Genomic DNA, 21,495 nt, shown 5'->3' with positions numbered 1-21,495 from the left:
AGAACGGGAGGGCAGGCGGGCGGACGCCGCGCCCGTGGTCAGGCGCGCGCGGGGCGCCGGGGAGGCCGGTCGAGGCCCATGGGCAGCGGGTCGTCCCGGGAGCCGAATACCCAGGATGTGGTCGGCAGCGGAGGGTGGGACACCCGGACCACCGGGAGGGCGCGCAGCGGGCCGTCGGGCATGTCGGGCGCGTCGTCGGTGAGCCCGTGCTGCACGCTGGAGCCCAGCCCGTCGACGTCGGCGGTCAGGGCGGACTCGGTGAGTTCCGCAGGCGGCACATGCAGCGTGAAACCGCCCAGACTCAGCAGGAAGTGCAGGGCGAACAGGGCAACGAGGCACCGGCGGAACATCGGGCGATTATAGAAATGGGGTGCGGCATCGTCTGGGCCCGGTGGGGCGCCGATACACTGCGGCGCGTGACCTCTGCACCGACCTCCCCCGTGCTGCGCGGCGGCCTGCTGGCCCTGCTGGCCGCGGCCCTGTTCGGGCTGAGCACGCCGCTGGTGCAGCGCTTCGGTCTGGGGCTGGGGCCGTTTTCCACAGCTGCCCTGCTGTACGCGGGCGCGGCGCTGGTGGCGCTGCTGCAGCGGCGGGGTGCCCAGGTGGAGGCGCCCCTGCGCCGCAGCGATGCGCCGCGCCTGCTGGCCATGGTGGCGGCGGGCGCGGTGCTCGGGCCAGTGGCGCTGGCCTGGGGGCTGCAGCGCACCAGTGGTGCCAGTGCCTCGTTGCTTCTGACGCTGGAAGCGGTGTTCACGGCGGTGCTGGCCTGGCGCTGGTACGGCGAGGTGCTGGACGGGCGGGTGAAGTCGGCGGTGGCCTTGCTGCTGGCCGGCGGCGCGCTGCTGGTGATCGACCAGGGCCTCACGGGCCAGGTGCAGTTGCTGGGGCTGCTGGCGGTGGCTGTGGCCACGGTCGCCTGGGGCTTGGACAACACGCTCTCGCGCGGCATCGCCGACCGCGACCCGGGGCAGGTGGTGCTGGCCAAGGCCGCGCTGGGCGCCAGCGTCACCACGGCGCTGGCGCTGACCTGGGGCGAACCTCTGCCGGGGTGGACCGCGGCGGCGGCACTGCTCGCCGTGGGCGCCACCGGCTACGGCCTGAGCCTGCGCTTCTACCTGCTGGCGCAGCGCCACTTCGGCGCTGCCCGCACCGGCTCGGTGTTCGCGTTCGCGCCCTTCATCGGTGCCGTCGGCGCGTTCGCGCTGGGCGGGCGTTCGGCCAGCGTGCTGCTGCTGGTGGGTGGGGCACTGATGGTGGCGGGGGTGCTGGTGCACCTGGCCGAGGACCACGGCCATGCCCACGAGCACGAGGCGATGGACCACGAACACGCCCACACCCACGACGACGGGCACCACCACCACACCCACGACGTGATGCCTGACGGCGCGCACAGCCACCCACACCACCATGCGCCGCTGCGCCACGCGCACCCGCACGCGCCCGACCTGCACCACCGGCACAGCCACTGAGCGGGCAAGGACACACGCCGCATGTCCGCGCCAGTCGCTCAGGTATGTGAGCGCGGGCTCACGCGCTGAAGCTCAACCGGTCACAATACCGCCTTCGTTTATGACGGCACGACCGGCGCATCCACCTGCGCTGGCGGTGCCGGCTCTTGCTGACAGCCCCGGCTCAGCGTGCTGCAATGCCGCTGCCACCGCACCGAAGCGCCCTGCATGGGCCCTGCGTGCCGGGCGACACCGTCACATCGGGCCGGATCGCCGCCGTCTTCTGGCTTGACTCCCCGGCTGCGCCGGTACCCGCACCGCCCAGGTTCGCACCTGAGTGGTGCCGTGCCGTTTTCATGTGTCGCTGCCGGCGGGGAGGCCCTTTGCCCGGAGGAGAAATCTCATGCAACTCATCGTGTCGGCCGGTCTGATCCTGGCCATTGTTCTGTGGGGCGTGTTGGCGCCCGCGTCGCTGGGCGGGGTGTTCGACACCGCGCTGGCGGGCATCACGCGCAACTTCGGCTGGTTCTACCTCTGGGTGGTGCTGGGCCTGGTGGTGATGGCGCTGATCCTGGCGGTCAGCCGCTATGGCGACCTCAAGCTCGGCGGCGAGGACGACGACCCCGAGTTTTCCATCGGCGCCTGGTTCGCCATGCTGTTCGCCGCGGGCATGGGCATCGGCCTGGTGTTCTGGGGCGTGGCCGAGCCGATTTCGCACTACGGAGCGCCGCCACCCGGCATTGCGGCCCAGACGCCCGAGGCGGCCAATGCGGCGATGCGGTACAGCTTCTTCCACTGGGGGCTGCACCCCTGGGCGGTGTACAGCATCGTGGCGCTGGCCATCGCGTTCTTCCAGTTCCGCCGCGGCGGCTCGGCGCTGGTGAGCACCGCGGTGGAAGCGCTGCCCTGGGCGCCGATGAAGAAGCTGGGGCCGGTGGTGAACGTGTTGGCGGTGATCGCCACGGCCTTTGGCGTGGCGGCCTCGCTGGGCATGGGGGCGCTGCAGATCAACAGCGGCCTGGCGGCGGTGATGGGGGTGCCGGTGAACAGCACCGCGCAGGTGGTCATCATCGTGGTCACGACGGTGCTGTTCCTGACCTCGGCCGTGACCGGGGTGAGCAGGGGCATCAAGTGGCTCTCGACCTTCAACCTGGTCGTGGCGGGCGTGCTGGCGCTGGCGGTGTTCGTCCTGGGGCCGACGGTGGCGATCATCGACACCTTCACCAACACCCTGGGCAGCTACCTCAGCGAGTTCGTGCGCATGAGCCTGCGCATGACGCCATTCCGCGACAGCGGCTGGGTGGGCGGCTGGACCGTCTTCTACTGGGCCTGGTGGGTGAGCTGGTCGCCGTTTGTGGGCCTGTTCATTGCCCGGGTCTCGCGCGGACGCACCATTCGCGAGTTCGTGCTGGGCACGGTGCTGGCGCCCACGCTGGCGGCATTCGTTTGGTTCTCCGTGTTTGGCGGCACGGCGCTGCACCTGGAAATTCTGCGGGGCCTGCCCATTGCCGAAGCGGTGAGCGCCGACGTGTCCACCGGCCTGTTCGCCATGTTCGACCACCTGCCCCTGGGGGACCTGATGAGCGGCGTGGCCACTGTGCTGGTGCTGGTGTTTTTCGTGACCTCGGGCGACTCGGCCACGCTGGTGCTGGGCATGATGAGCACCGGGGGGCAGGACAACCCGGGCGCACGGGTGAAGATCGTCTGGGGTCTGCTGGTTTCGGGCATTGCCATCAGCCTGCTGCTGGCCGGCGGCGTGAAGGCGGTGCAGACGGCGACCATCGTGTTTGCGCTGCCGTTCGCGGTGGTGATTCTTCTGATGGCGCTGGCGCTGTGGCGCGGCGTGCACGAGGACTGGAACGAAGAACAGCGGCGCGACCGCGCGATGCGCCGCCGCATGCGCGACATGGTGGACCGCGCGGCCTCGCCCTGATGACGGCCCCTCAACTTGTGGCGCTCCGTGACGAAATGAACGGGTGGTGGGGTCCGGTTTATGGCTGTTTGTAAGGTCCACCCGCCAGAATCGCCCCGTGCTCCAGCCGCCGGGTTGTGGGCATACATATATAGAGAGACCGTCGTTGTGGATTGCTGCATTGCAACAGCGCCCCCTTTGGGGCGCCAGGGTTGTGGCGTGAGGGTGTCGCCTTGAAGGCGCTCACCCGTTCCTTTGCGCTGCTGATCGCGTTGTTCACCGTGGTGGCGGCCGGGGTGCTGTGGTGGCAGGCCCTGCGCTCCCAGAGCCAGCTGCGCGAGCAGGTGCTGCTGCAGGCCGAGCAGCGCAGCCTTCAGGTGGCCGATGCGATGGCCGGGCAGGTGCAGGCGCACCTGAACACGATGGACGTCACGCTCAGGACGCTGCGCGACCACTGGGTGCGCGAACCGCAGGAGCGTTTCGACGTGCTGACCAAGGACGCTCTGGCCAGCCTGCCGCCGGGACTGGTCTCGCACGTGTCGGTGGCCGACGCCCGCGGTTATCTGGTCTACAACAGCCTGGGGCTGGAGACCGGGGGCTATGTGGGCGACCGCGACAGCTTCAAAGTGGCGAGCAGCGGCCCCGACATGCTGCGGGTGTCGGCAACGGTGCAGTCGCGCCTGACCAGTCGCTGGGTGTTTGCGGTGGACCGGCCGATGTTTCGGCAGGGTCGCTTCGACGGTGTGGTCTACATGGTGGTGGAGTCGGCCTACGTCGCGCGCGAGCTGGGCAGGCTGCAGCTGTCGGACCAGGACGTGGTGTCGCTGGTGCACGCGGACGGCCACTACCTGGCGCGCAGTGAGGCCAACGAGGCGTCGGTGGGCAAGCTGGTGCCGGCCGACCGGCCCTACCGCGCACAGCCAACGCTGATGCACGGCACCTACCGGGTCGACGATGTGCTGGACCACGCGCCGCGCACCTACGGCTGGCACCGCCTGACGGATTCGAGGCTGGTGGTGTCGGTCGGCCTGGCCGACCACTCGGTGCTGGCGCCGCTGGCGCCGGCCATGTGGCGCAACCTGGTGGTCACCGGGGTTCTGTCCCTGTTGCTGCTGGGCTTTGGCGGCGTGATCGTGCGCGACCAGCAGCGCATGGCGCGCAGCCAGCGCGCGCTGGCGCGCAGCGAGGCCGGGCTGAAGGAAGCGCAGCAGCTGGCGGGCCTGGGCAGCTGGGAATGCGACCTGGCCACCGGCAAGCTGCACTGGTCCGACGAGGTGTACCGTATCTTCGAGGTCGATCCGGTCATGGTGGCGCCCTCGTTCGAACGCTTCCTGGAGTGGGTGCACCCGGAAGACCGGGCCATGGTGCAACAGGCCTTCGATGGTTCGATCCGCGACCGCCGGACATACAACGTGGTGCACCGGCTGCTGCTGCCCGGCGGGCGCATCAAGTACGTGCGCGAGCGCGGTGCCACCGAATACGAAGACGACCGTCCGGTGCGCAGCATGGGCACGGTGCTGGACGTCACCGAGGTGCGCGAGGCGCAGCTGGCGCTGCAGCAGCTCAACGAGGAGCTGGAGTCGCGCGTGAGCCGGCGCACCAGCGAGCTGGCCCAGGCCAACCGCGAGCTGGAGGCCTTCGCCTACAGCGTCTCGCACGACCTGCGCACGCCGCTGCGCAGCATCCACGGCTTTGCCTGCGTGCTGGAAGAGGAAGAGTCGGAGCGGCTGTCCGACGCCGGCCGCCGGCACCTGCGCCGCATCCAGGACGGTTCGCGCCGCATGGGCCAGCTCATCACCGACCTGCTGTCGCTGGCGCACCTTGGCCGCGCGAAGATGGACCTGGCACTGGTGGACCTGAGCGAAATGGCGCTGCAGCTGGCGGCCGAGTTGCACCGCTCGGAACCCGGACGCGAGGTGGACTGGGACATCCAGCCGGGCCTGCTGGCCATGGCCGATCCGGGCCTGATGCGGGTGGTGCTGCAGAACCTGCTGGGCAACGCCTGGAAGTACACCGGGCAGACGCCGCAGCCGCGCATCAGCCTGACCCGCGAACACAGCGCCGACGGCCTGGTGACATTCTGCGTGCGCGACAACGGCGCGGGTTTTGACATGACCTACGCGGCCCAGCTGTTCCAGCCGTTCAAGCGCCTGCACGCGCACCACGAGTTCGAGGGCTCGGGCGTGGGCCTGGCCACCGTCAGCCGGGTGATCCGCCGCCACGGCGGGCAGGTGCGCGGCGAGGGGGCGGTGGGGCAGGGGGCGGCGTTCTATTTCTCGCTGCCCAAGGCGCCTGCCCCCGCGCTCGTGACGACCTGGTAGCCCCGGAGCGACCCAAAACAGGGTACAAATCGATACATGTCCGACAACCTCCTCCGCCGCCAGAGCAGGGGATTGGTTGTCACCCGCGGATGCAACAGGGGGTGTCTTGATTTCTCGCCTGCGATCCATGGTCACTGCCGTGGCGCTGTTCACAGCGCTGGCCGTGCTGCTGCTCTGGGGGCTGAGCCTTCGGTTGCAGAACCAGCTGCGCGACCAGGTGTTGCAGCGCGCAGAGTTGCGCAGCCAGCAGCTGGCCGATGCCATGGCTGGGCAGATGGAGGCCAGCCTCGCGGTGCTGGACCTGGGGCTCCGGGGCCTGCGGACGGCCTGGCCGAAGTCGCGCGAGGCGTTCAACGAGGTGGAGCAGCAGGTGGTCGCCACACTTCCCAAGGGCCTCGTGTCCCACCTGTCGGTCATCGATGCCGGGGGCACTGTGGTCTACAACAGCCTGGGCGCGGCGCCGGGGACCTTTGTCGGCGACCGGCCGCATTTCAAGGCCCTGCGCCTGGGTGAGGACCGGCTGGTGGTGGGGGAGCCGGTGCGTTCGCGGTTCACCGGCGAGTGGCTGATCGTGGTGGGGCGGCCCATGTTCCGAGACGGGGTGTTCGCGGGTGCGGTGCACTTCAACGTGTCGTCCGAGCATCTGGCCCTGCTGCTGGGCCGCCTGGCGCTGTCGGACAACGACCTGGTGGGCCTGGTGCACCCGGGTGGCGCATTCCTGGCACGCAGCCTGGACAACGCCGCGGCCATGGGCCAGAAGCTGCCGGCGGACCGTCCCTACCTGCTGGACCCCGTGTCCAGCAGGGGCACCTTCCGGGTGAGCGGTGCGGTCGACGGCGTGCCGCGCCTGTTCGGCTGGCAGCGCCTGGCCGACAGCGGCGTGGTGGTGGTGGTCGGCCTGTCGCATGCCTCGGTGCTCGCGCCGCTGGAGGGCACGCGCCGGCAGGCCCTGCTGCTGACGACGCTGCTGTCGCTGGCGCTGCTGGCGGTGGGGGCCTGGATTAGCTGGCTGCTGCACAAGCTGGAGCGCCAGCAGGAAGCGGCGCGGGTGAACCGCCAGCAGATGGAAGAGGCACAGCGCCTGGCACGGGTGGGGCACTGGACCTACGACCCGAACAGCGGGGCGACGACCTGGTCGCAGGAGATCTGCCGCATCTTCGGCCGGGACCCGGCGACGTTCCGGCCCAGCTTCGAGGGCTACTGGCAGCACGTGCACCCGGACGACCGCGAGCCGCTGGAGGCGGCCATTGCCCTGGCGCGCGCCTCGCACACCGAAGTCGACCATGTGCACCGCATCGTGCTCGCCGACGGCAGCCTGCGCTGGGTGCGCGTGCTGGCGCAGACCGATCCGATCGCCAAAGAAAAGATCTACAGCGGCACCATGCAGGACATCACCGAGCTGCACGAAGCCCAGCGGGCGCTGGAGCAGCTCAACACCGAGCTGGACCGGCGGGTGAAGTCGCGCACACGCGAGCTGACCATGCTCAACCGCGACCTGGAGTCTTTCACCTACTCGGTCTCGCACGACCTGCGCACGCCGCTGCGCAGCATCCACGGCTTTGCGACCCTGCTGCAGGAGAGCGACGCGGACAAGCTCAGCGACGACGGGCTGGACTCGCTCCAGCGCATCCAGAGCAGCGCGCGCCGCATGGGCTTGCTGATCAACGACATGCTGTCGATGGCGCAGCAGAGCCGGGCCGAGCTGCGCACGCAGCACATCAACCTCTCCGAGCTGGCGCGGTCTGTGGTCCGGGACCTTCAGCAGACCGATCCCGCGCGCCAGGTGCGCTGGGAGATCGCCGATGGCCTGTCGGCGCAGGCCGACCCAGGCCTCATGACGGTGGTGATGCAGAACCTGCTGGGTAACGCCTGGAAATACACCGGCCGCACCGAGGCGGCCCACATCGAGTTCTTCGGCCTGGGCGAGGCCGAGGGTATGGTGAACTTCTGCGTGCGCGACAACGGTGCGGGCTTCGACATGACCTACGCCGACCAGCTGTTCCAGCCCTTCAAGCGGCTGCACCGGCTCGACGAGTTCGAGGGCACGGGTGTGGGGCTGGCCAGCGTGCAGCGCATCCTGCAGCGCCACGGCGGCAGCGTGCGCGGCGAAGGGGTGGTTGGCCAGGGCGCGACGTTCTGTTTCAGCCTGCCGCTGGAGCCGGTGCGGCAGTTCCTGGACTCGGCGCCGAACCAGCGCTGACGCGCCCCGCCGGCCTCAGCCGGTGTGGGTCGGCGGCAGCGGGCTGGTCGAGCGGCGGCCGATGTCCTGCGCGTGTGCGAGCAGCCAGTCGTGCGCGGCCTGGCGGCCGATGCGGTGCAGCTCCAGCAGGAAGCCGCGGCCGGTCTGCAGTTTGCTCGACGCTCCGAAGCGCGAGAGCTCGGCGTCGGCGTCCAGCCGGTGCAGGCGCAGGTTGTCGATGCGGCGGAACAGCGGTCGCTGGTAGCAGGCGTCGGGCCGGCCGGCGTCGTCGATCAGCTCCTTGATCAGCGCGATGGTGCGCAGCTCCTTGAGCAGGCTGGCGTTGAAGGTGACCTCGTTGGCGCGGTCCAGGATGTCGCTGGCCTGCGTCGGCACCTCGTCGCGCCGGCTCGGGTTGATCGGCACCAGCAGCAGGTCGTCGGCGTCGGTCTCGCTGATCAGTGGCATCAGGGTCGGGTTGCCGGCGTAGCCGCCGTCCCAGTACGCCTCGCCGCCGATCTCCACCGCCTGGAACAGCAGCGGCAGGCAGGCTGAAGCGAGCACCATGTCGGCGGTGAGTTCGTCCTGGTCGAACACCCGCAGCTCGCCGGTGGCGACATGGGTGGCGGCGATGAACAGCTGGGTGCGGTGGCAGCCGCGCACGCGGTCGAAGTCGATCGTGTCCCTCAGGATGTCGCGCAGCGGGTTGAGGTTCAGAGGGTTGAGCTGGTAGGGCGAGAACTGGCTGCCCAGCGCCTGCGCCGCCTGGCGCCAGGGGGCGATCCAAGGCTGCAGCCAGGGATTGTCCGGACCGAACATCGCCGCCAGCGGGCCGTTGTGCAGCGAGGAGAAGGGCGCGGTGTCGGCCACCTTCATCCAGAAGCGGCGCAGCGCGGCCTGGGCGCCGACGCGGCCGCCCTCCATCAGCCCGGCCGCCAGCGCGACGGCGTTCATCGCACCCGCGCTGGTGCCGCTGACGCCGGCGATCTCCAGCCACTCCTCTTCCAGCAGGCGGTCGAGCACGCCCCAGGTGAAGGCGCCGTGCGAGCCGCCGCCCTGCAGGGCGAGGTCGATGCGCTGTCGCGGCGCGGAGGCGCGGTTCTGGCGGGTGGCCATGGGGTCAGTGTCCGGCGGACGGGGTGGCCGGCTTGCGGCCCAGCAGGGCCACCACCAGGGTGATCACCGTCAGCGGCACGACAAAACCCATCATCACCGCCGAGTAGGCGCCCAGCGCGGCGTGTTGCTGCGCGGCCAGGATGAGGTAGGCGACATAGGCCACGTAGTACAGCAGAAATACACAGCCCTCCCAGCGCGCGATCTCGCGACCGGTCATGAACACCGGCACGCAGGCCAGGGCCACCGCCAGCATGACCCAGATGTCGAAGTTCATCACCGACTCGGGCACGGCCAACCCGGTCGCGCCGGCGGCCACGCCGGCGATGCCCAGGCAGCCGAGGATGTTGAAGATGTTGCTGCCGACCACGTTGCCCACCGCGATGTCGCGCTCGCCCTTGACCGCAGCCATCACCGAGGTGGCGACCTCGGGCATCGAGGTGCCGGCGGCCACGATGGTCAGACCGATCACCACATCGCTCACGCCCAGCGACTGGGCGAACACCACCGCCGCGTCCACCAGCCACTGCGAACCGGCCACGAGCAGGCCCAGCCCGGCGGCCATCAGCGCCAGCTGCACCGGCAGCCGGCTGTCCCGGCTGCCCGGCGCCGCCGGTTGCACCTCGGCCGCGTATTCGTCGACCGCCGCCTGCGTTTCGCGGCGCGACTGCACGATCAGGAACCCGGTGTAAGCCACCATCAGCGCGCACAGCATCACGGCGTCCCATGGACCCAGCGAGCGGTCGAGCACCAGCACCAGCAGCAGCAGCGAGATGCCCAGCATGATCGGCACCTCCTGGCGGATCAGCTGGATGTTGACCACCAGCGGCGTGATCACCGCCGACAGGCCGAGGATGAGCAGCACGTTGAAGATGTTGCTGCCCACCACGTTGCCGATGGCCAGGTCCGTCCGGCCGTCCAGCACCGCGCCGACCGAGACCGCCACTTCGGGGGCGCTGGTGCCGAAGGCGACGATGGTCAGTCCCACCACCAGGGGCGAGATGCCGAACGAGAGCGCCAGCTTCGACGAACCGCGCACCAGCAGTTCAGCGCCGGCGATCAGGGCCACGAGGCCCGCCACAAACATGCCCAGTGTCCACATCGGTCGCGCTCCTTGGGTGGTTGCTACGGGCGGAATGGTGCCACGGCCGAGGGCAGGCCCCCGGCGTGGGGTCTCCGCAGGGTCGGAGACAATCGGGGGCCATTTTCCAGCCGCCATCCCCTTGACCGACGAACCGACCGACCGACCCTCCGGACCGCTGGCGCGCGAAGCGCTGGCGCTGGGTGCTTTTGACCACGTGGTCTCGCGGCTCGATGGCTTTCGTGTGCGCGCCGGCCAGCGTGAGATGGCGGCGCACATCGCCGAGACGCTGAGCGTGGTCGACTGGCCCGCCAAGCCCGAGAAAGGCGAAGACCCGCCGCCGCCCGGTCCGCGCGCCATCGCGGTGGTGCAGGCCGGCACCGGGGTGGGCAAGTCGGCCGCCTACGCATCCACCGTGATCCCGCTGGCGCTGGCGCAGGGCAAGCGCGTGATGATCTCCACCGCCACCGTGGCGCTGCAGGAGCAGCTGATCGCCAAGGACCTGCCAGCGCTGGCGGCCGTGCTGCCCCAGCCCTTCGTGTTCACCCTGGCCAAGGGGCGCGGGCGCTACGTCTGCCGCCTCAAGCTCGACCAGATGGCCGGCGGCGACGTGGCGACGTCGGACCTGTTCGGCGACGAGCCCGACGACAAACCTTCCAGCGCTGACAAAGGCGACGCGCTGGAGCGCGTGTGGGCCGAGCGTGGCCGGATCTACGAACGCTGGGGCCAGATGCTCGACAGCGGCGACTGGGACGGCGACCGCGACCGCCTGGCCGAACCGCCCGAGGGCGACGTGTGGACGCCGGTGGCCGCGGAGCGCCACACCTGCACCGCGCGCCATTGCCCCAGCTACAACGGCTGCAGCTACTACCGTTCGCGCGCGAAGCTGGCGCAGTCGCAGGTGATCGTGGTCAACCACGACCTGCTGCTCTCGACGCTGGGTCTGCACGCGCTGCCCGACCCGTCCGACTGCTACCTGGTGTTCGACGAGGCCCACCACCTCGGGGCCGTGGCCCAGGGTCAGTTCACCGAAAGCATGGACCTGATGCGCGGCGGCTGGCTGGACAAGCTGCCGCGCGCCGTGACCGATGTGGCCGGCGCGATTGCGCACCCGCTGGGCGTGGACGTGGCGACGCTGGCGCGCGAGCTCAAGGCCGCGCAGGCCGAGCTGGCACGGCGCGCGATGGCGCGCCTGGCCGAATCGCCCGAGTGGCTGGCGCTCTCGGGCAAACAGGGCGGCATGCGCCCGCGCAACGGCCGCGACGGCGGGGCGGGCTTCGAGTTCAACGTGCCCAACGCCACTGAGCGGCTTGAAGGCGGTGTGCTGCCGGCCGACTGGGCAGAAACCGTGGGGCATATCGCCAGCCGCGCCGGCGCCCTGCTCAAGGAGTTCGAGCTGATCGCGGCGCAGCTGAAGGTGCTGGCGCGCGACGACCCCGGCGACGCGCCGCGCTGCGCCCAGCTCTACAGCCGCATCGGCACCTTTGCGCCGCGCCTGCAGCACATGGCGGCCACGGCCGAGCTCTGGCTGCAGGCCCCGGTGGAAGGCCAGGCGCCGTTGGCCAAGTGGCTCGAAGCCGGCATCCAGAACGGCCTGGTCACGCTCAGCGCCCACGCCTGCCCGCTCAACCCGGGTGGCCTGCTGCGCGCCCACCTGTGGAGCAAGGTGCGGGCCGCGGTGGCCACCTCGGCTTCGCTGGTCACCTGCGGCGGCTTCGACCACTTCCTGCACGAAAGCGGCCTGGCGTTCGACGACGACGTGCGCGCGCGCGAAGTGCAGAGCCCCTTCGACCACGCGGCCCAGGGCCGCCTGGTGGTGGTGCAGACGCAGCACGACCCCAAGGACGTGGAAGGCTATTCGCGCGAGATGCTCGATCTGCTCATGGACGACCTGCGCCACGTGAAGCGCGGCGCGCTGGTGCTGTTCACCTCCAAGGCGCTGATGAAGCGTGCGCAGGACCTGCTGGAGCGGGGCCTGCACAGCGAGCTGCGCGAGAAGGTGCTGGTGCAGGGCGAGTCCTCACGCACCCAACTGCTCAAGCGCCACGCAGAGCGCGTGGCCGACGGTGGTGCCTCGATCCTGTTCGGGCTGCAGTCCTTCGGCGAAGGGCTGGACCTGCCGGGCGAACTCTGCGAGTGGGTGTTCATCACCAAGCTGCCGTTCGCCTCGCCCAGCGACCCGGTGGGCCAGGCGCGCGCCGACTGGCTCAAGGCCCAGGGTCGCGACCCGTTCAGCGAACTGGTGGTGCCGGCGACCGGCGCGCGCCTGCTGCAGTGGACCGGCCGCGCGCTGCGCACCGAAACCGACGAAGCGGTGGTGGTCTGTTACGACGCACGGCTGCTGCGCCAAAGCTACGGCCGCCGCATGCTCAAGGGTCTGCCGCCGTACCGGCTGCAAAGGCGCGACGGCGACCGTCTGACCGAGGTGGCGCGTTGACCCCCTTCGCCGTGAAACAGCCCGCGCATGCCGCGCTGGCCTGAAGGAAGTTTGTCGCCGTGGTTTTCAGCAGTTGGCCGTTCATCTTCGTTTTCCTGCCGGTGACGCTGCTGGTGTATTTCCAGCTCAACCGCTCGCGCCGCACGGTGCTCGGCAAGGCCTGGCTGGTGCTGGCCAGCCTGTTCTTCTACGCCTACTGGAACTGGGTTTACCTGCCGCTGATCCTGGTGTCCATCGGCCTGAACTTCCTGTTGGGCCGGCGCCTGGCGCGCTGGCCGGCGGACGCTGACCCGCGGCACAAACGCCGCTGGCTGATCGCGGGCATCGCCCTCAACCTGCTGGCGCTGGCCTACTACAAGTACATCCACTTCATCACCGAGAACCTGGCCTGGCTCTGGGGCGTGCCGGTGCAGATGGACCCAGTGGTGCTACCGCTGGCGATCAGCTTCTTCACCTTCACCCAGATCGTCTATCTCGTGGACAGCCACCGCGGTGAAACCGGGCACTACGACCTGTTGAACTACGCGCTGTTCGTGACCTTCTTCCCGCACCTGATCGCGGGGCCGATCGTGCAGCACAGTCAGATCATGCCGCAGTTCAATTCGCGCTGGACCTGGCTGCCGCGCGAGTCGAACCTCGTCAAGGGTCTGCTGCTGTTCGGGCTAGGGCTGTTCAAGAAGGTGGCCATTGCGGACGTGTTCGCCGGCTGGGCCGACGCTGGCTTTGACGGCACGGGGCCGCTGGACCTGGTCGGCGCCTGGGTCGCCAGCCTGTCCTACACCTTCCAGCTGTACTTCGACTTCAGCGGCTACTGCGACATGGCCATGGGCGTGGCCCTGCTGTTCAATATCTGGCTGCCGATCAACTTCAACTCGCCCTACCGCGCCACCAGCATCCAGGACTTCTGGCGCCGCTGGCACATCACGCTCAGCCACTTCCTGCGCGACCACCTCTACATCCCGCTGGGCGGCAACCGTGCCGGGCGCTGGAGGACCCACCTCAACCTCGTCATCACCTTCGCGCTCGGTGGCCTGTGGCACGGCGCTTCGTGGATGTTCGTCATCTGGGGCCTGCTGCACGGCTTGGCCCTGGTGGTGCACCGGCTCTGGAGTGGGCTGGGCTGGCGCATGCCGCGCTGGCTCGCTTGGGGCCTCACCTTCCTGTTCGTCAACGTGGCCTGGGTGTTCTTCCGTGCCAAGGACTGGGACAGCGCCCGGCGCGTGCTCGGCGGCATGGTGGACTTCTCTTCTCTGCGCGCCGTGCCGCTGACGGAGGTGCCCACCGAGGCCCTGGCCTGGTCGGGCTGGCTGGGTGATGTGCTGCTGCGCGCCATGCCTGCGCAGGTCGTCGCGCACCTGCCGGCGCTCCTGATGATCGCGCTGGCCTTCAGCATCGTGCCCCGCCCCAACGCAATCCACTGGGCCACCAACGACGTCACCTGTGCCAAGCGGGTGGCGGGCACCCTGGTGCTGGTCGTGGCCCTGGTCGCTACTCTCGCGAGCACCAGTTCCGTGTTTCTCTACTTCAACTTCTAGATGCTGCCCCGGCGCCGATCCTTTCGCATGCTGCTGGCCACGTTGCTGGGCCTGGCGGTGCTGCCGCTGCTCAACGGGTGGCTGGTGACGCCGCCGCCGGGAACGGCTTGTTGCAGCGTCGACCGCTGGTTCTCGTCGGAGCCCTTGCTGCGCGCCGCCAGCGCGGTGCTGTACCGGGTGGGCATCAGTGTCGCGCCCCATCAGGTGGTGGTCGGTCGCGACGGCTGGCTTTACCTGGGCGACGAGCAGAGCGCGTCCCTGACCACCCACCGCCGCGCGGGCCGCGCCAGCGACATCCGGCTGGGGCAGTCCTATGGCGAGGGTGCCCGCCGGTGGGACGCGTACCTGCGCAGCAGAGGGGTCCAGGCCTTCCGCATCCTGGTGGCGCCGGACAAGGAGACGGTGTACCCGGGGCACCTGCCGCAATGGGCCTTGCCGCCGTCAGCGCCCGGCGTTGCCGACACGCTGCTGGCCCACACCGGGACGGACCTGTTCGTCGATTCCCGCGAGGTGCTGGGGCGAGCTGCGACCACGGCGCCAAGTCCGCTGTTCTATCGGCACGACACCCACTGGAACCCCTTGGGTGCGTCCCATGCCTTTGCAGCACTGGAGCGGTCGCTCAGGGCCGATCTGCCCTACGAGGTGTGGCCATCCGCGGATGAGCGCCGCCTGCTGAGGCTGCGACCCCGAGCCGGTGGCGACCTGGCGGACTCTTTGCGCCTGGGTGCCTGGCTGACCGACACCGAGCCAGTGCTCGCGGTTTCCGAACAACTGGGGACGCGCGTGCACCGGCGGTATGCGAGCAGTGACCAGCTGGACCCGACCCGTGTGGCGGATTCGCGGGTGATCCCGACATTTCCAGTCGAAACCCACCACGACCAGGCGCTCAACACCCGGCGTGTGCTCTGGCTCACCGATTCATTCGGAAAAGGCATGGACGACCTGATGCACCGCAGCTTTGGTCAGGTGGTGACCCTGCACTGGCGGGATGTACACAAGCACGGCGGCCAGCTGGTCCGGCTGATTGACGAGGTCCGCCCCGAGCTGCTCATCGTGACCGTTGTCGAGCGTGCACTCGCTACGCCTGCCTTTGCCAGTGTTCTGCAGTACCCGCCCGGCATGGCCACCGGTGAGCCCGATGCTTCCCTTCACAAGGCGGAGCTGCTCGAGATGAGTGGTGTGGAGCACCAAGGTGACGGGTTCCGCACCACATCGGGGGTCGCCTCTCTGACCTTTCGGCTGGCCCGACCGGTGGCGGGTGCTGGTGGTCTGTCGCTGCGCCTGATTTGCGAGGACAGGTCGGCCGCGCTGCCCGTCCAGGTGTTCTGGCGAGGGGCGCACCAGCCCCGTTTCCACCGCGACCAGAGTGTGCGTTGGCTGCACGTAGGGGCCCAAAGCAGTCTCGACAGGCTGACCACTGCCGATGGTCGCCCGGCCGAGGAGATGCAGGTGCTGCGTCTGGACCTGCGCGGGCAGGGGCACTGCCGCGAGTTCCGGCTGCAGGAACTGGCGCTGCGGTCGGCCAGCGCGGCAGCGGAGACGGGCGAGCGGCCGCGGTGATGGCTGGGCCTGCGAGACCGATGTCCGTATGATGGCCATATGCTTTACGCCCTCCTCAAACTGCTGCATGTGTTGTCCATCGTCGTCTGGGTCGGCGGCATGGTGTTTGCCGCCTTTTTCCTGCGCCCGGCCGCGATGCAACTGCCGCCGCCACAGCGCATCCCGCTGATGCATGCGGCGCTGCAGCGCTTCTTCCGCGCCGTGGTGGTCGCGGTGCTGGTGGTGTTCGTCACTGGCGGCTGGATGATCGGCCGCGCCGCAAAGGAAACGGTGCAGGCCGGGCTGACGTTCAACATGCCGCTGGACTGGATGCTGATGGCCGCGCTGGGTGTGTTGATGATGGCCATCTTCGCCCACATCCGCTTTGCCCTCTACAAGCGCCTGGACAGGGCCGTGGCCGCGCAGGACTGGCCCGCGGGCGGCGCGGCGCTGGCCTCGATCCGCATCTGGGTGACCGCCAACCTCGCCCTCGGCGTGCTGATCATTGCCTTCACCCTGTTGATGGCCTGAGGGAGCGACCGCATGGCGCGCTGGATTGTTTTTTTTGACGATGAGCCGGGCATGATGGACATTCGGCGCGAGCGCGAACCGTTGCACCTGGCCTATCTGGGCCGGCACGCGGCGGAGATTCAAATGGCCGGAGGCTTGCGCGAGGCACCTGGCGAGGCCTTTGTGGGCGGGCTGTGGGTGCTTGAAGTGGCCTCGCGCGAGCGCGCGGTGGCGCTGATCGAGAACGATCCCTACTACGTGCCGGCCTTGCGCCGCTACCGGTTGCTGACCTGGGTCAAGGCGTTTCCCGACCGTGTGGTGACGCTGTAAGGTCTTACCGGGGCGACCATGGTGGAGGGCCTTCGTCGCCCGCAATCCGGCGACCAATCCAGCGCAGCGCAGGGCCCACCGGTGGCCGTTCGCTCACCTGTGTCGCGGGCACCGAGCCCACGGCGTCCAGCGGTCCCAGGTCGAAGTTGAAGACGTAGTCTGGCTCCTGGCCCATGCGCAGGTCAGAGATGCGCAACTGGCCGTTGGGCTTGGTTGAGAGTTTCACGAAGCCGCCGGCAAAGGCGGCGAGACGGGAGACCGGCGCCGTCTGGCCGTGCGCGGCCATCAGCTCGGCGCCCCGGTCGTGGGCCGCGAAACGCACCGACCCCGGTCCGTCGAACAGCGACACATAGGCTTCGTGGAAATGTGGATCGGCCGGGTCGTCGGGCAGGGCGACCACGCGCCAGAGCAAGGTCTGGAAGGGTGCCGGTGTGACCAGCACCCGTTCGGCCGCGACGCCCTGTTCGCGCAGTGAGTCGCGGGCCTGCTGTTCCACATGCGCCTGCGCCAGGGCGCTCCACGCGAGGTAGGCGGTGGACAGCACCAGCCCGACCACGTTCCAGCGCAGGCCGCGCGCCGCGTCCTTCATGCGCAGCGCGGCGATCACGCCCACCACCAGCGGCAGGGTGTAGGCCGGGTCGATGATGAACATGCTGCCGACGCCGAAGGGGTGGTTGGTGAACGGCAGCAGCAACTGGGTGCCGTAAACGGTCATCGCGTCCAGCAGAGGGTGGGTGATCAAGACGAGCCAGAGGGCCAACCACCAATGCCTGAACAAAGGCCCCTCGCGATGGATGCGCGACACGATCCATGCCAGCAATGGCGAGAACAGCGTCAGCCAGAACAGGGCGTGGCTCTCGGCGCGGTGCAGCACCATGTTGAGCAGTGCATCGCCGTGGTCGATGACCACGTCCAGGTCGGGCAGGGTGCCGGCGACCGCGCCCCAGGTGGCCGCTTTCCAAACGGCGGTGCGGCGGCCCATGACGCCGATGGCGACGGCGGAGCCGAGGGCGATTTGCGAGAGGGAATCCATGCGCCGAGCTTAGGGCTGGCGCGTCAGGCTCGATGCCGTGGGGTCATGCCTGGACGACGACGGCGTATTCGGCCTTGAGGCCGTCGGGGCTGTTCACGAAGGGGCGGGTGAGCGCCGCCTGCCCCTCCTCGCCCAGCCGCCGCCAGAGGAAGTCGCGCGCATTGCCGGGGTCGCCCTGCACGTAGAACTGCGTGGTCAGCAGTTCCTGCCCGTCGAGCTTCACCTTGACGTGGATGTGCGGCGTGCGGCCGCTGTAGGGAGCGGGTTTGAGGGTGCGGAACCGGTATCCACCGTCTTTCCCGAGGGTCACCTTGCCAAAGCCCTGGAAGGCCGGGTCGGCGCGTCCGCCGTCTCCGGGGTGGTGGTAGTGGCCGTCCTGGTCGCACTGCCAGATTTCGATCACGCCGCCGGCCAGCGGCGCGCCGCGGGTGTCGGTGACGGTGCCGCTCACCCAGGCGGGCTGGCCCTTGCCGTAGGCGGCGGTGCCGGTGCGCAGCAGGTCGAAATCGGTGTCGGCGGGGAATGCCACCGGGTAGTACGGGCCTTCGGTCTGTCCTGGAGTGGGGCGCAGCGTCTTGCCCTGGGCCAGGGCGGGCGTGAGCCAGCCGGGCGCGGCGGTGGCGGCGATCAGGCTGGCGCCGCCCTTGAGCAGCGTGCGGCGTGCGGACAGCGGGGAGGTGGGCATGGCGGGCTCCAAAAGCGGTGGCCCGCGACCGGTTCAGGGGCGGGACGGGTTCTGCAGATCCAGCGCGACGAAGCGCAGGCCTTGGTCGTCGGGTTCGCCGGGGTGGGCGCTCTCTTGGAAGCCCAGCGCGCGCGCAAGTTCCAGCATGCCGGCGTTTTCGCGCAGCACCAGTCCCACCATGCGCAGCGTGCCTCTCTGGCGCAGGTGGCCGATCATCTTGTCCATGAGCCGGCGCCCGAGGCCGCCGCCCTTGAGGTCGCTGCGCACGATCACGCCGAACTCGGCGTCGCGGTTGTCCGGGTCGATCGCCACCCGCACCGCGCCCAGCGTTTCCTCGCCGCCGGCCGGGAGCGGACGTGTGGCGATGAAGACCATCTCGCGTGCGTAGTCGATCTGCGTCAGCCGTGCCAGCTCGCTGTGTTCGATGTGGCGTCGGCTGTAGAACACGCGCAGGCGGATGTCCTCGGGGTCGAGCTTTTCCAGGAAGGCGCGGTGCTGCGGTTCGTCCTCCGGACGGATCGGCCGCAGGGTGACGGTCTGGCCGTTCCAGTTCCAGGCCTCGACCAGCTCGACCGGGTAGGGCTGGATCGCAAAGTTCGCCGCGCCGGCCGGGCGTGCGGCCGAGACGCGCACGCGCGCATCCAGCGCGACCGCCCCCTCGTGGTTGGTCAGCAGCGGGTTGATGTCCAGCTCGGCGATCTCGGGCACCTCGGCCAGCAGCTGGGAGATGCCGACCAGCACCTGCGCCACGGCGTCGATGTCGGCGGCCGGCTCGTCGCGGTAGCCCTGGAGCAGGCGGTGGATGCGGGTGCGCGCGATCTGCGCCTGCGCCAGCGGGGTGTTCAGCGGTGGCAGGGCCAGGGCGCGGTCGGCCAGCACCTCGACCGCGGTGCCGCCGGCGCCGAACAGGATCACGGGGCCGAACAGCCGGTCGACGCTGGCGCCCACGATCAGTTCGTGCGCGTGCTTCTTGCGCACCATGGACTGCACGGTGAAGCCCTGCACGTCGGCGTCGGGCCGCAGTTCGCGCACGCGCTGCAGCATGGTTGTGCAGACCTGGGCCAGCTCGGTCGCGTTGCCGATGTTCAGGCGCACGCCGCCGACGTCGCTCTTGTGCGAGATCGCGTGCGACAGGATCTTGACCACCACCGGGTAACCCAGCGCCGCGGCCGCGGCCTCGGCCTCGGCGGCGCTGGGGCCGACCACGCGCGTGGGCACCACCGGCAGGCCGGCGGCGGCCAGCAGCGCCTTGGCCTCGGGCTCGGTCAGCAGCTCGCGGCCCTCGCTCAGCACCGCTTCGACGAGGGTGCGGATGGCGGGCAGGTCCATGGCGTGCAACGCGTCGCGCGCCGGCGGTGTCTGCAGCAGCTCGGTCTGGTGCTGGCGGTAGCTGCGCAGCAGCGAGAAGGCGCGCACCGCGTCCTCGGGTGTCGCGTAGTCGGGCACACCGGCGTCGCGGAAGGTCTGGCGCGCCTGTGCCACCGCGCTGTCGCCCAGCCAGGAGCCGAGCACCCGCCGCGGCGTGGCCGACACCTGGGGCAGCACCGCCTGCGCGATCTCCTTGCTGGGCACGATGGCCGTGGGCGCGTGGATGAACAGCACCGCGCTGGACGCGTCGTGCGCCAGCGCTTCCAGCGCCGCCACATAGCGCTCGGCCGGGGCGTCGCCGATGATGTCCACCGGGTTGGCGTGCGACCAGTTGGCCGGCAGCACCGCGTCCAGCCGTGCCAGCATCGCGGCGTCCAGCGGCGCCAGCGGCACGCCCAGGGCCGCGGCCTCGTCGGCCGCCATCACCCCGGCACCGCCGCCGTTGGTCAGCACCACCAGTTGCTCGGACGGCCCGTCGCGAAAGCGCGCCAGCGTCTCGGCCGCGAGGAACAGGTCGTCCAGCGTGAGCACGCGCAGCATGCCGGCGCGCGCGATGGCGGCGTCGAACACCGCGTCCGACCCGGCCAGGGCGCCGGTGTGGGAGGCGGCGGCGGCCTGGCCGGCTGCAGAGCGGCCGGCCTTGACCACGATCACCGGCTTGTTGCGCGCGGCCGCGCGCGCAGCCGACATGAATTTGCGGCTCTCGTCGATGCTTTCGATGTAGAGCAGGATGGCGCGGGTGTGCGGGTCGCTGCCGAGGAAGTCGAGCATGTCGCCGAAGTCCACGTCGGCGTGTTCGCCCAGCGAGACGAAGTGCGAGAAGCCGATGCCGCGCGCCGAGGCCCAGTCCAGCATGGCCGTGACCAGGGCGCCCGACTGCGAGACAAAGGCCAGCTCACCGGGGTGGGCGCCGATGTGGGCGAAGCTGGCGTTGAGGCCCAGATGCGGCACCAGCATGCCGATGCAGTTGGGGCCGAGGATGCGCAGCGTGTGGGGCCGCGCGGCGTCCAGCATGGCCTGTTTGGTGGCCTTGTCCAGGCCCGCGGTGACCACCACCGCCGCCCGGGTGCCGCGCTCGCCGAGCTGGGCGATCAGGCCGGGCACGGTGGCGGCCGGGGTGCAGATGACGGCCAGGTCCGGCGCCTCGGGCAGGGTCTCGACGTTGGCATAGGCCCGGGCATCGCCGATGTGACGGTGTTTGGGGTTGACCGGGTAGAGCCGGCCCTTGAACCCGTTGGACAGGTTGCTCCACACCGTCGCGCCCACGCTGGCGGCCCTCTCGGAGGCACCAAACACCGCGACCGAAGCGGGCGAGAACAGGGCGTCGAGGTGGCGGATGCTCATGATTTGCCCGAGGACATGAACGCGATCAGGGCCAGACGCATGGCCTCTTCGACCGACATGTCGACCGGGGTGGTCCAGCTGCGCGGCACGAACACGGTGTAGCCCCCGATCATGTAGCCCATGGGGAGGTAGACCGCCACCTGGTCTTCCAGTTCGGCCAGGCCCCGGGGCAGGCCTTTCATGCTCTGGCGCGTGACCAGCCCGACGGTGCTCAGTTCGTGTCCGGGCATCTTGAGCAGCACCACCTGCTGTGCGTCCTGTTCGTGCGGGGCAAAGTAGTCGGCGAAGTTCTTGAGGGAGGAGTAGATGCTCTTGACCACCGGCAGGTTGGTGAAAGGCAGCTCCACGAGGGACAGCAGCTTGCCGGTGATGTGCATGGACATCAGCACACCCAGGGCCAGGATGATCAGCGCCCCCAGTGCGATGCCCAGGCCGGGCAGGTAAAACTCGCCGGTGAGCGGCCGCAGCAACTGCATGGCGGTGCGCTCAGTCCAGGTGATGAAGATCACCAGCACGTAAACCGTGATGGCCAGCGGCAGGAAGGTGATCAGCCCCCGGAAGAAGTACTGCGACAGGCGGTTCAGGAGCGGGGGGCGCGGCTCGGGCGCTGGGGCGGGCGGTTTCATGGATTCAGCATAGCAGCGGCAGGCGACAACCGGT

16 protein-coding genes are annotated in these 21,495 nt (G+C 69.7%); 9 read left to right on the top strand and 7 right to left on the bottom strand.

Annotation, left to right across the window (positions count from 1 at the left end; genetic code table 11):
- Positions 1-38 precede the first annotated feature (38 nt).
- Positions 39-350, bottom strand: coding sequence for a hypothetical protein (locus ACFOPI_RS13710; protein ID WP_382174675.1), 312 nt, complete (start codon positions 348-350; stop codon positions 39-41).
- Positions 351-416: 66 nt separating this feature from the next.
- On the opposite strand from ACFOPI_RS13710, the gene ACFOPI_RS13705 reads away from it, so the two are divergent.
- The 4 genes from ACFOPI_RS13705 (at position 417) to ACFOPI_RS13690 (ending at position 7,881) form a co-directional block, all read left to right on the top strand.
- On the top strand, positions 417-1,469 hold the full coding sequence (locus ACFOPI_RS13705; protein WP_382174673.1) for a DMT family transporter: 1,053 nt from the start codon (positions 417-419) through the stop codon (positions 1,467-1,469).
- 382 nt (positions 1,470-1,851) lie between these two features.
- Positions 1,852-3,381: a BCCT family transporter gene (locus ACFOPI_RS13700; RefSeq protein ID WP_382174672.1), complete on the top strand. Its 1,530-nt coding sequence runs from the start codon at positions 1,852-1,854 to the stop codon at positions 3,379-3,381.
- 212 nt (positions 3,382-3,593) lie between these two features.
- Positions 3,594-5,681 (top strand): ATP-binding protein, encoded by a 2,088-nt coding sequence (locus ACFOPI_RS13695; RefSeq protein ID WP_382174670.1) that lies wholly within the window; start codon positions 3,594-3,596, stop codon positions 5,679-5,681.
- Positions 5,682-5,808: 127 nt separating this feature from the next.
- Entirely contained in the window at positions 5,809-7,881 is a 2,073-nt protein-coding gene (locus ACFOPI_RS13690) for an ATP-binding protein (protein WP_382174668.1), read from the top strand.
- A gap of 15 nt (positions 7,882-7,896) precedes the next feature.
- On the opposite strand, the gene ACFOPI_RS13685 is transcribed toward ACFOPI_RS13690, so the two are convergent.
- Positions 7,897-8,976 carry a patatin-like phospholipase family protein gene (locus ACFOPI_RS13685; protein ID WP_382174667.1) on the bottom strand — a complete coding sequence of 360 codons (1,080 nt, stop codon included), beginning with the start codon at positions 8,974-8,976 and terminating at the stop codon, positions 7,897-7,899.
- Positions 8,977-8,980: 4 nt separating this feature from the next.
- The gene (locus tag ACFOPI_RS13680; protein WP_382174666.1) at positions 8,981-10,075 is read right to left on the bottom strand and encodes a calcium/sodium antiporter; all 1,095 of its coding nucleotides are present in this window, start codon (positions 10,073-10,075) and stop codon (positions 8,981-8,983) included.
- 121 nt (positions 10,076-10,196) lie between these two features.
- Between ACFOPI_RS13680 and dinG the strand changes: the two genes are divergently transcribed.
- From dinG to ACFOPI_RS13655, 5 genes are read left to right on the top strand one after another with little or no spacing between them, the layout of a single operon-like run.
- A complete protein-coding gene (gene dinG / locus ACFOPI_RS13675) occupies positions 10,197-12,491 on the top strand; it encodes an ATP-dependent DNA helicase DinG (protein ID WP_382174665.1) in 2,295 nt (764 codons plus the stop codon).
- A 59-nt stretch (positions 12,492-12,550) separates the two neighbouring features.
- A complete protein-coding gene (locus ACFOPI_RS13670) occupies positions 12,551-14,026 on the top strand; it encodes an MBOAT family O-acyltransferase (protein ID WP_382174663.1) in 1,476 nt (491 codons plus the stop codon).
- Entirely contained in the window at positions 14,027-15,586 is a 1,560-nt protein-coding gene (locus ACFOPI_RS13665) for an alginate O-acetyltransferase AlgX-related protein (RefSeq protein ID WP_382174661.1), read from the top strand.
- Positions 15,587-15,625: 39 nt separating this feature from the next.
- Positions 15,626-16,096, top strand: a complete 471-nt coding sequence (locus tag ACFOPI_RS13660) for a CopD family protein (protein ID WP_382174660.1) — start codon at positions 15,626-15,628, stop codon at positions 16,094-16,096.
- Between the two features lie 12 nt (positions 16,097-16,108).
- Entirely contained in the window at positions 16,109-16,405 is a 297-nt protein-coding gene (locus tag ACFOPI_RS13655; RefSeq protein ID WP_382174658.1) for a YciI family protein, read from the top strand.
- Positions 16,406-16,409: 4 nt separating this feature from the next.
- Here ACFOPI_RS13655 and ACFOPI_RS13650 read toward each other — a convergent pair whose 3' ends face one another.
- The 4 genes from ACFOPI_RS13650 to ACFOPI_RS13635 are packed head-to-tail and all read right to left on the bottom strand — an operon-like array spanning position 16,410 to position 21,461.
- On the bottom strand, positions 16,410-17,438 hold the full coding sequence (locus ACFOPI_RS13650; protein ID WP_382174656.1) for a metal-dependent hydrolase: 1,029 nt from the start codon (positions 17,436-17,438) through the stop codon (positions 16,410-16,412).
- Positions 17,439-17,481: 43 nt separating this feature from the next.
- A complete protein-coding gene (locus tag ACFOPI_RS13645) occupies positions 17,482-18,123 on the bottom strand; it encodes a dioxygenase family protein (protein WP_382174655.1) in 642 nt (213 codons plus the stop codon).
- Between the two features lie 33 nt (positions 18,124-18,156).
- The gene (locus tag ACFOPI_RS13640; RefSeq protein WP_382174653.1) at positions 18,157-20,835 is read right to left on the bottom strand and encodes a bifunctional acetate--CoA ligase family protein/GNAT family N-acetyltransferase; all 2,679 of its coding nucleotides are present in this window, start codon (positions 20,833-20,835) and stop codon (positions 18,157-18,159) included.
- Entirely contained in the window at positions 20,832-21,461 is a 630-nt protein-coding gene (locus ACFOPI_RS13635) for a DUF502 domain-containing protein (RefSeq protein ID WP_382174651.1), read from the bottom strand. Before ACFOPI_RS13635 ends, ACFOPI_RS13640 begins: the two co-directional genes overlap by 4 nt.
- Positions 21,462-21,495 lie beyond the last annotated feature (34 nt).

It is taken from the genome of Hydrogenophaga luteola (assembly GCF_042648585.1).
GTDB classification, from domain to species: domain Bacteria; phylum Pseudomonadota; class Gammaproteobacteria; order Burkholderiales; family Burkholderiaceae_C; genus Hydrogenophaga; species Hydrogenophaga luteola.
Note: the sequence above shows the minus strand (reverse complement) of the source record. Positions and strands in the feature narration are given on the sequence as shown.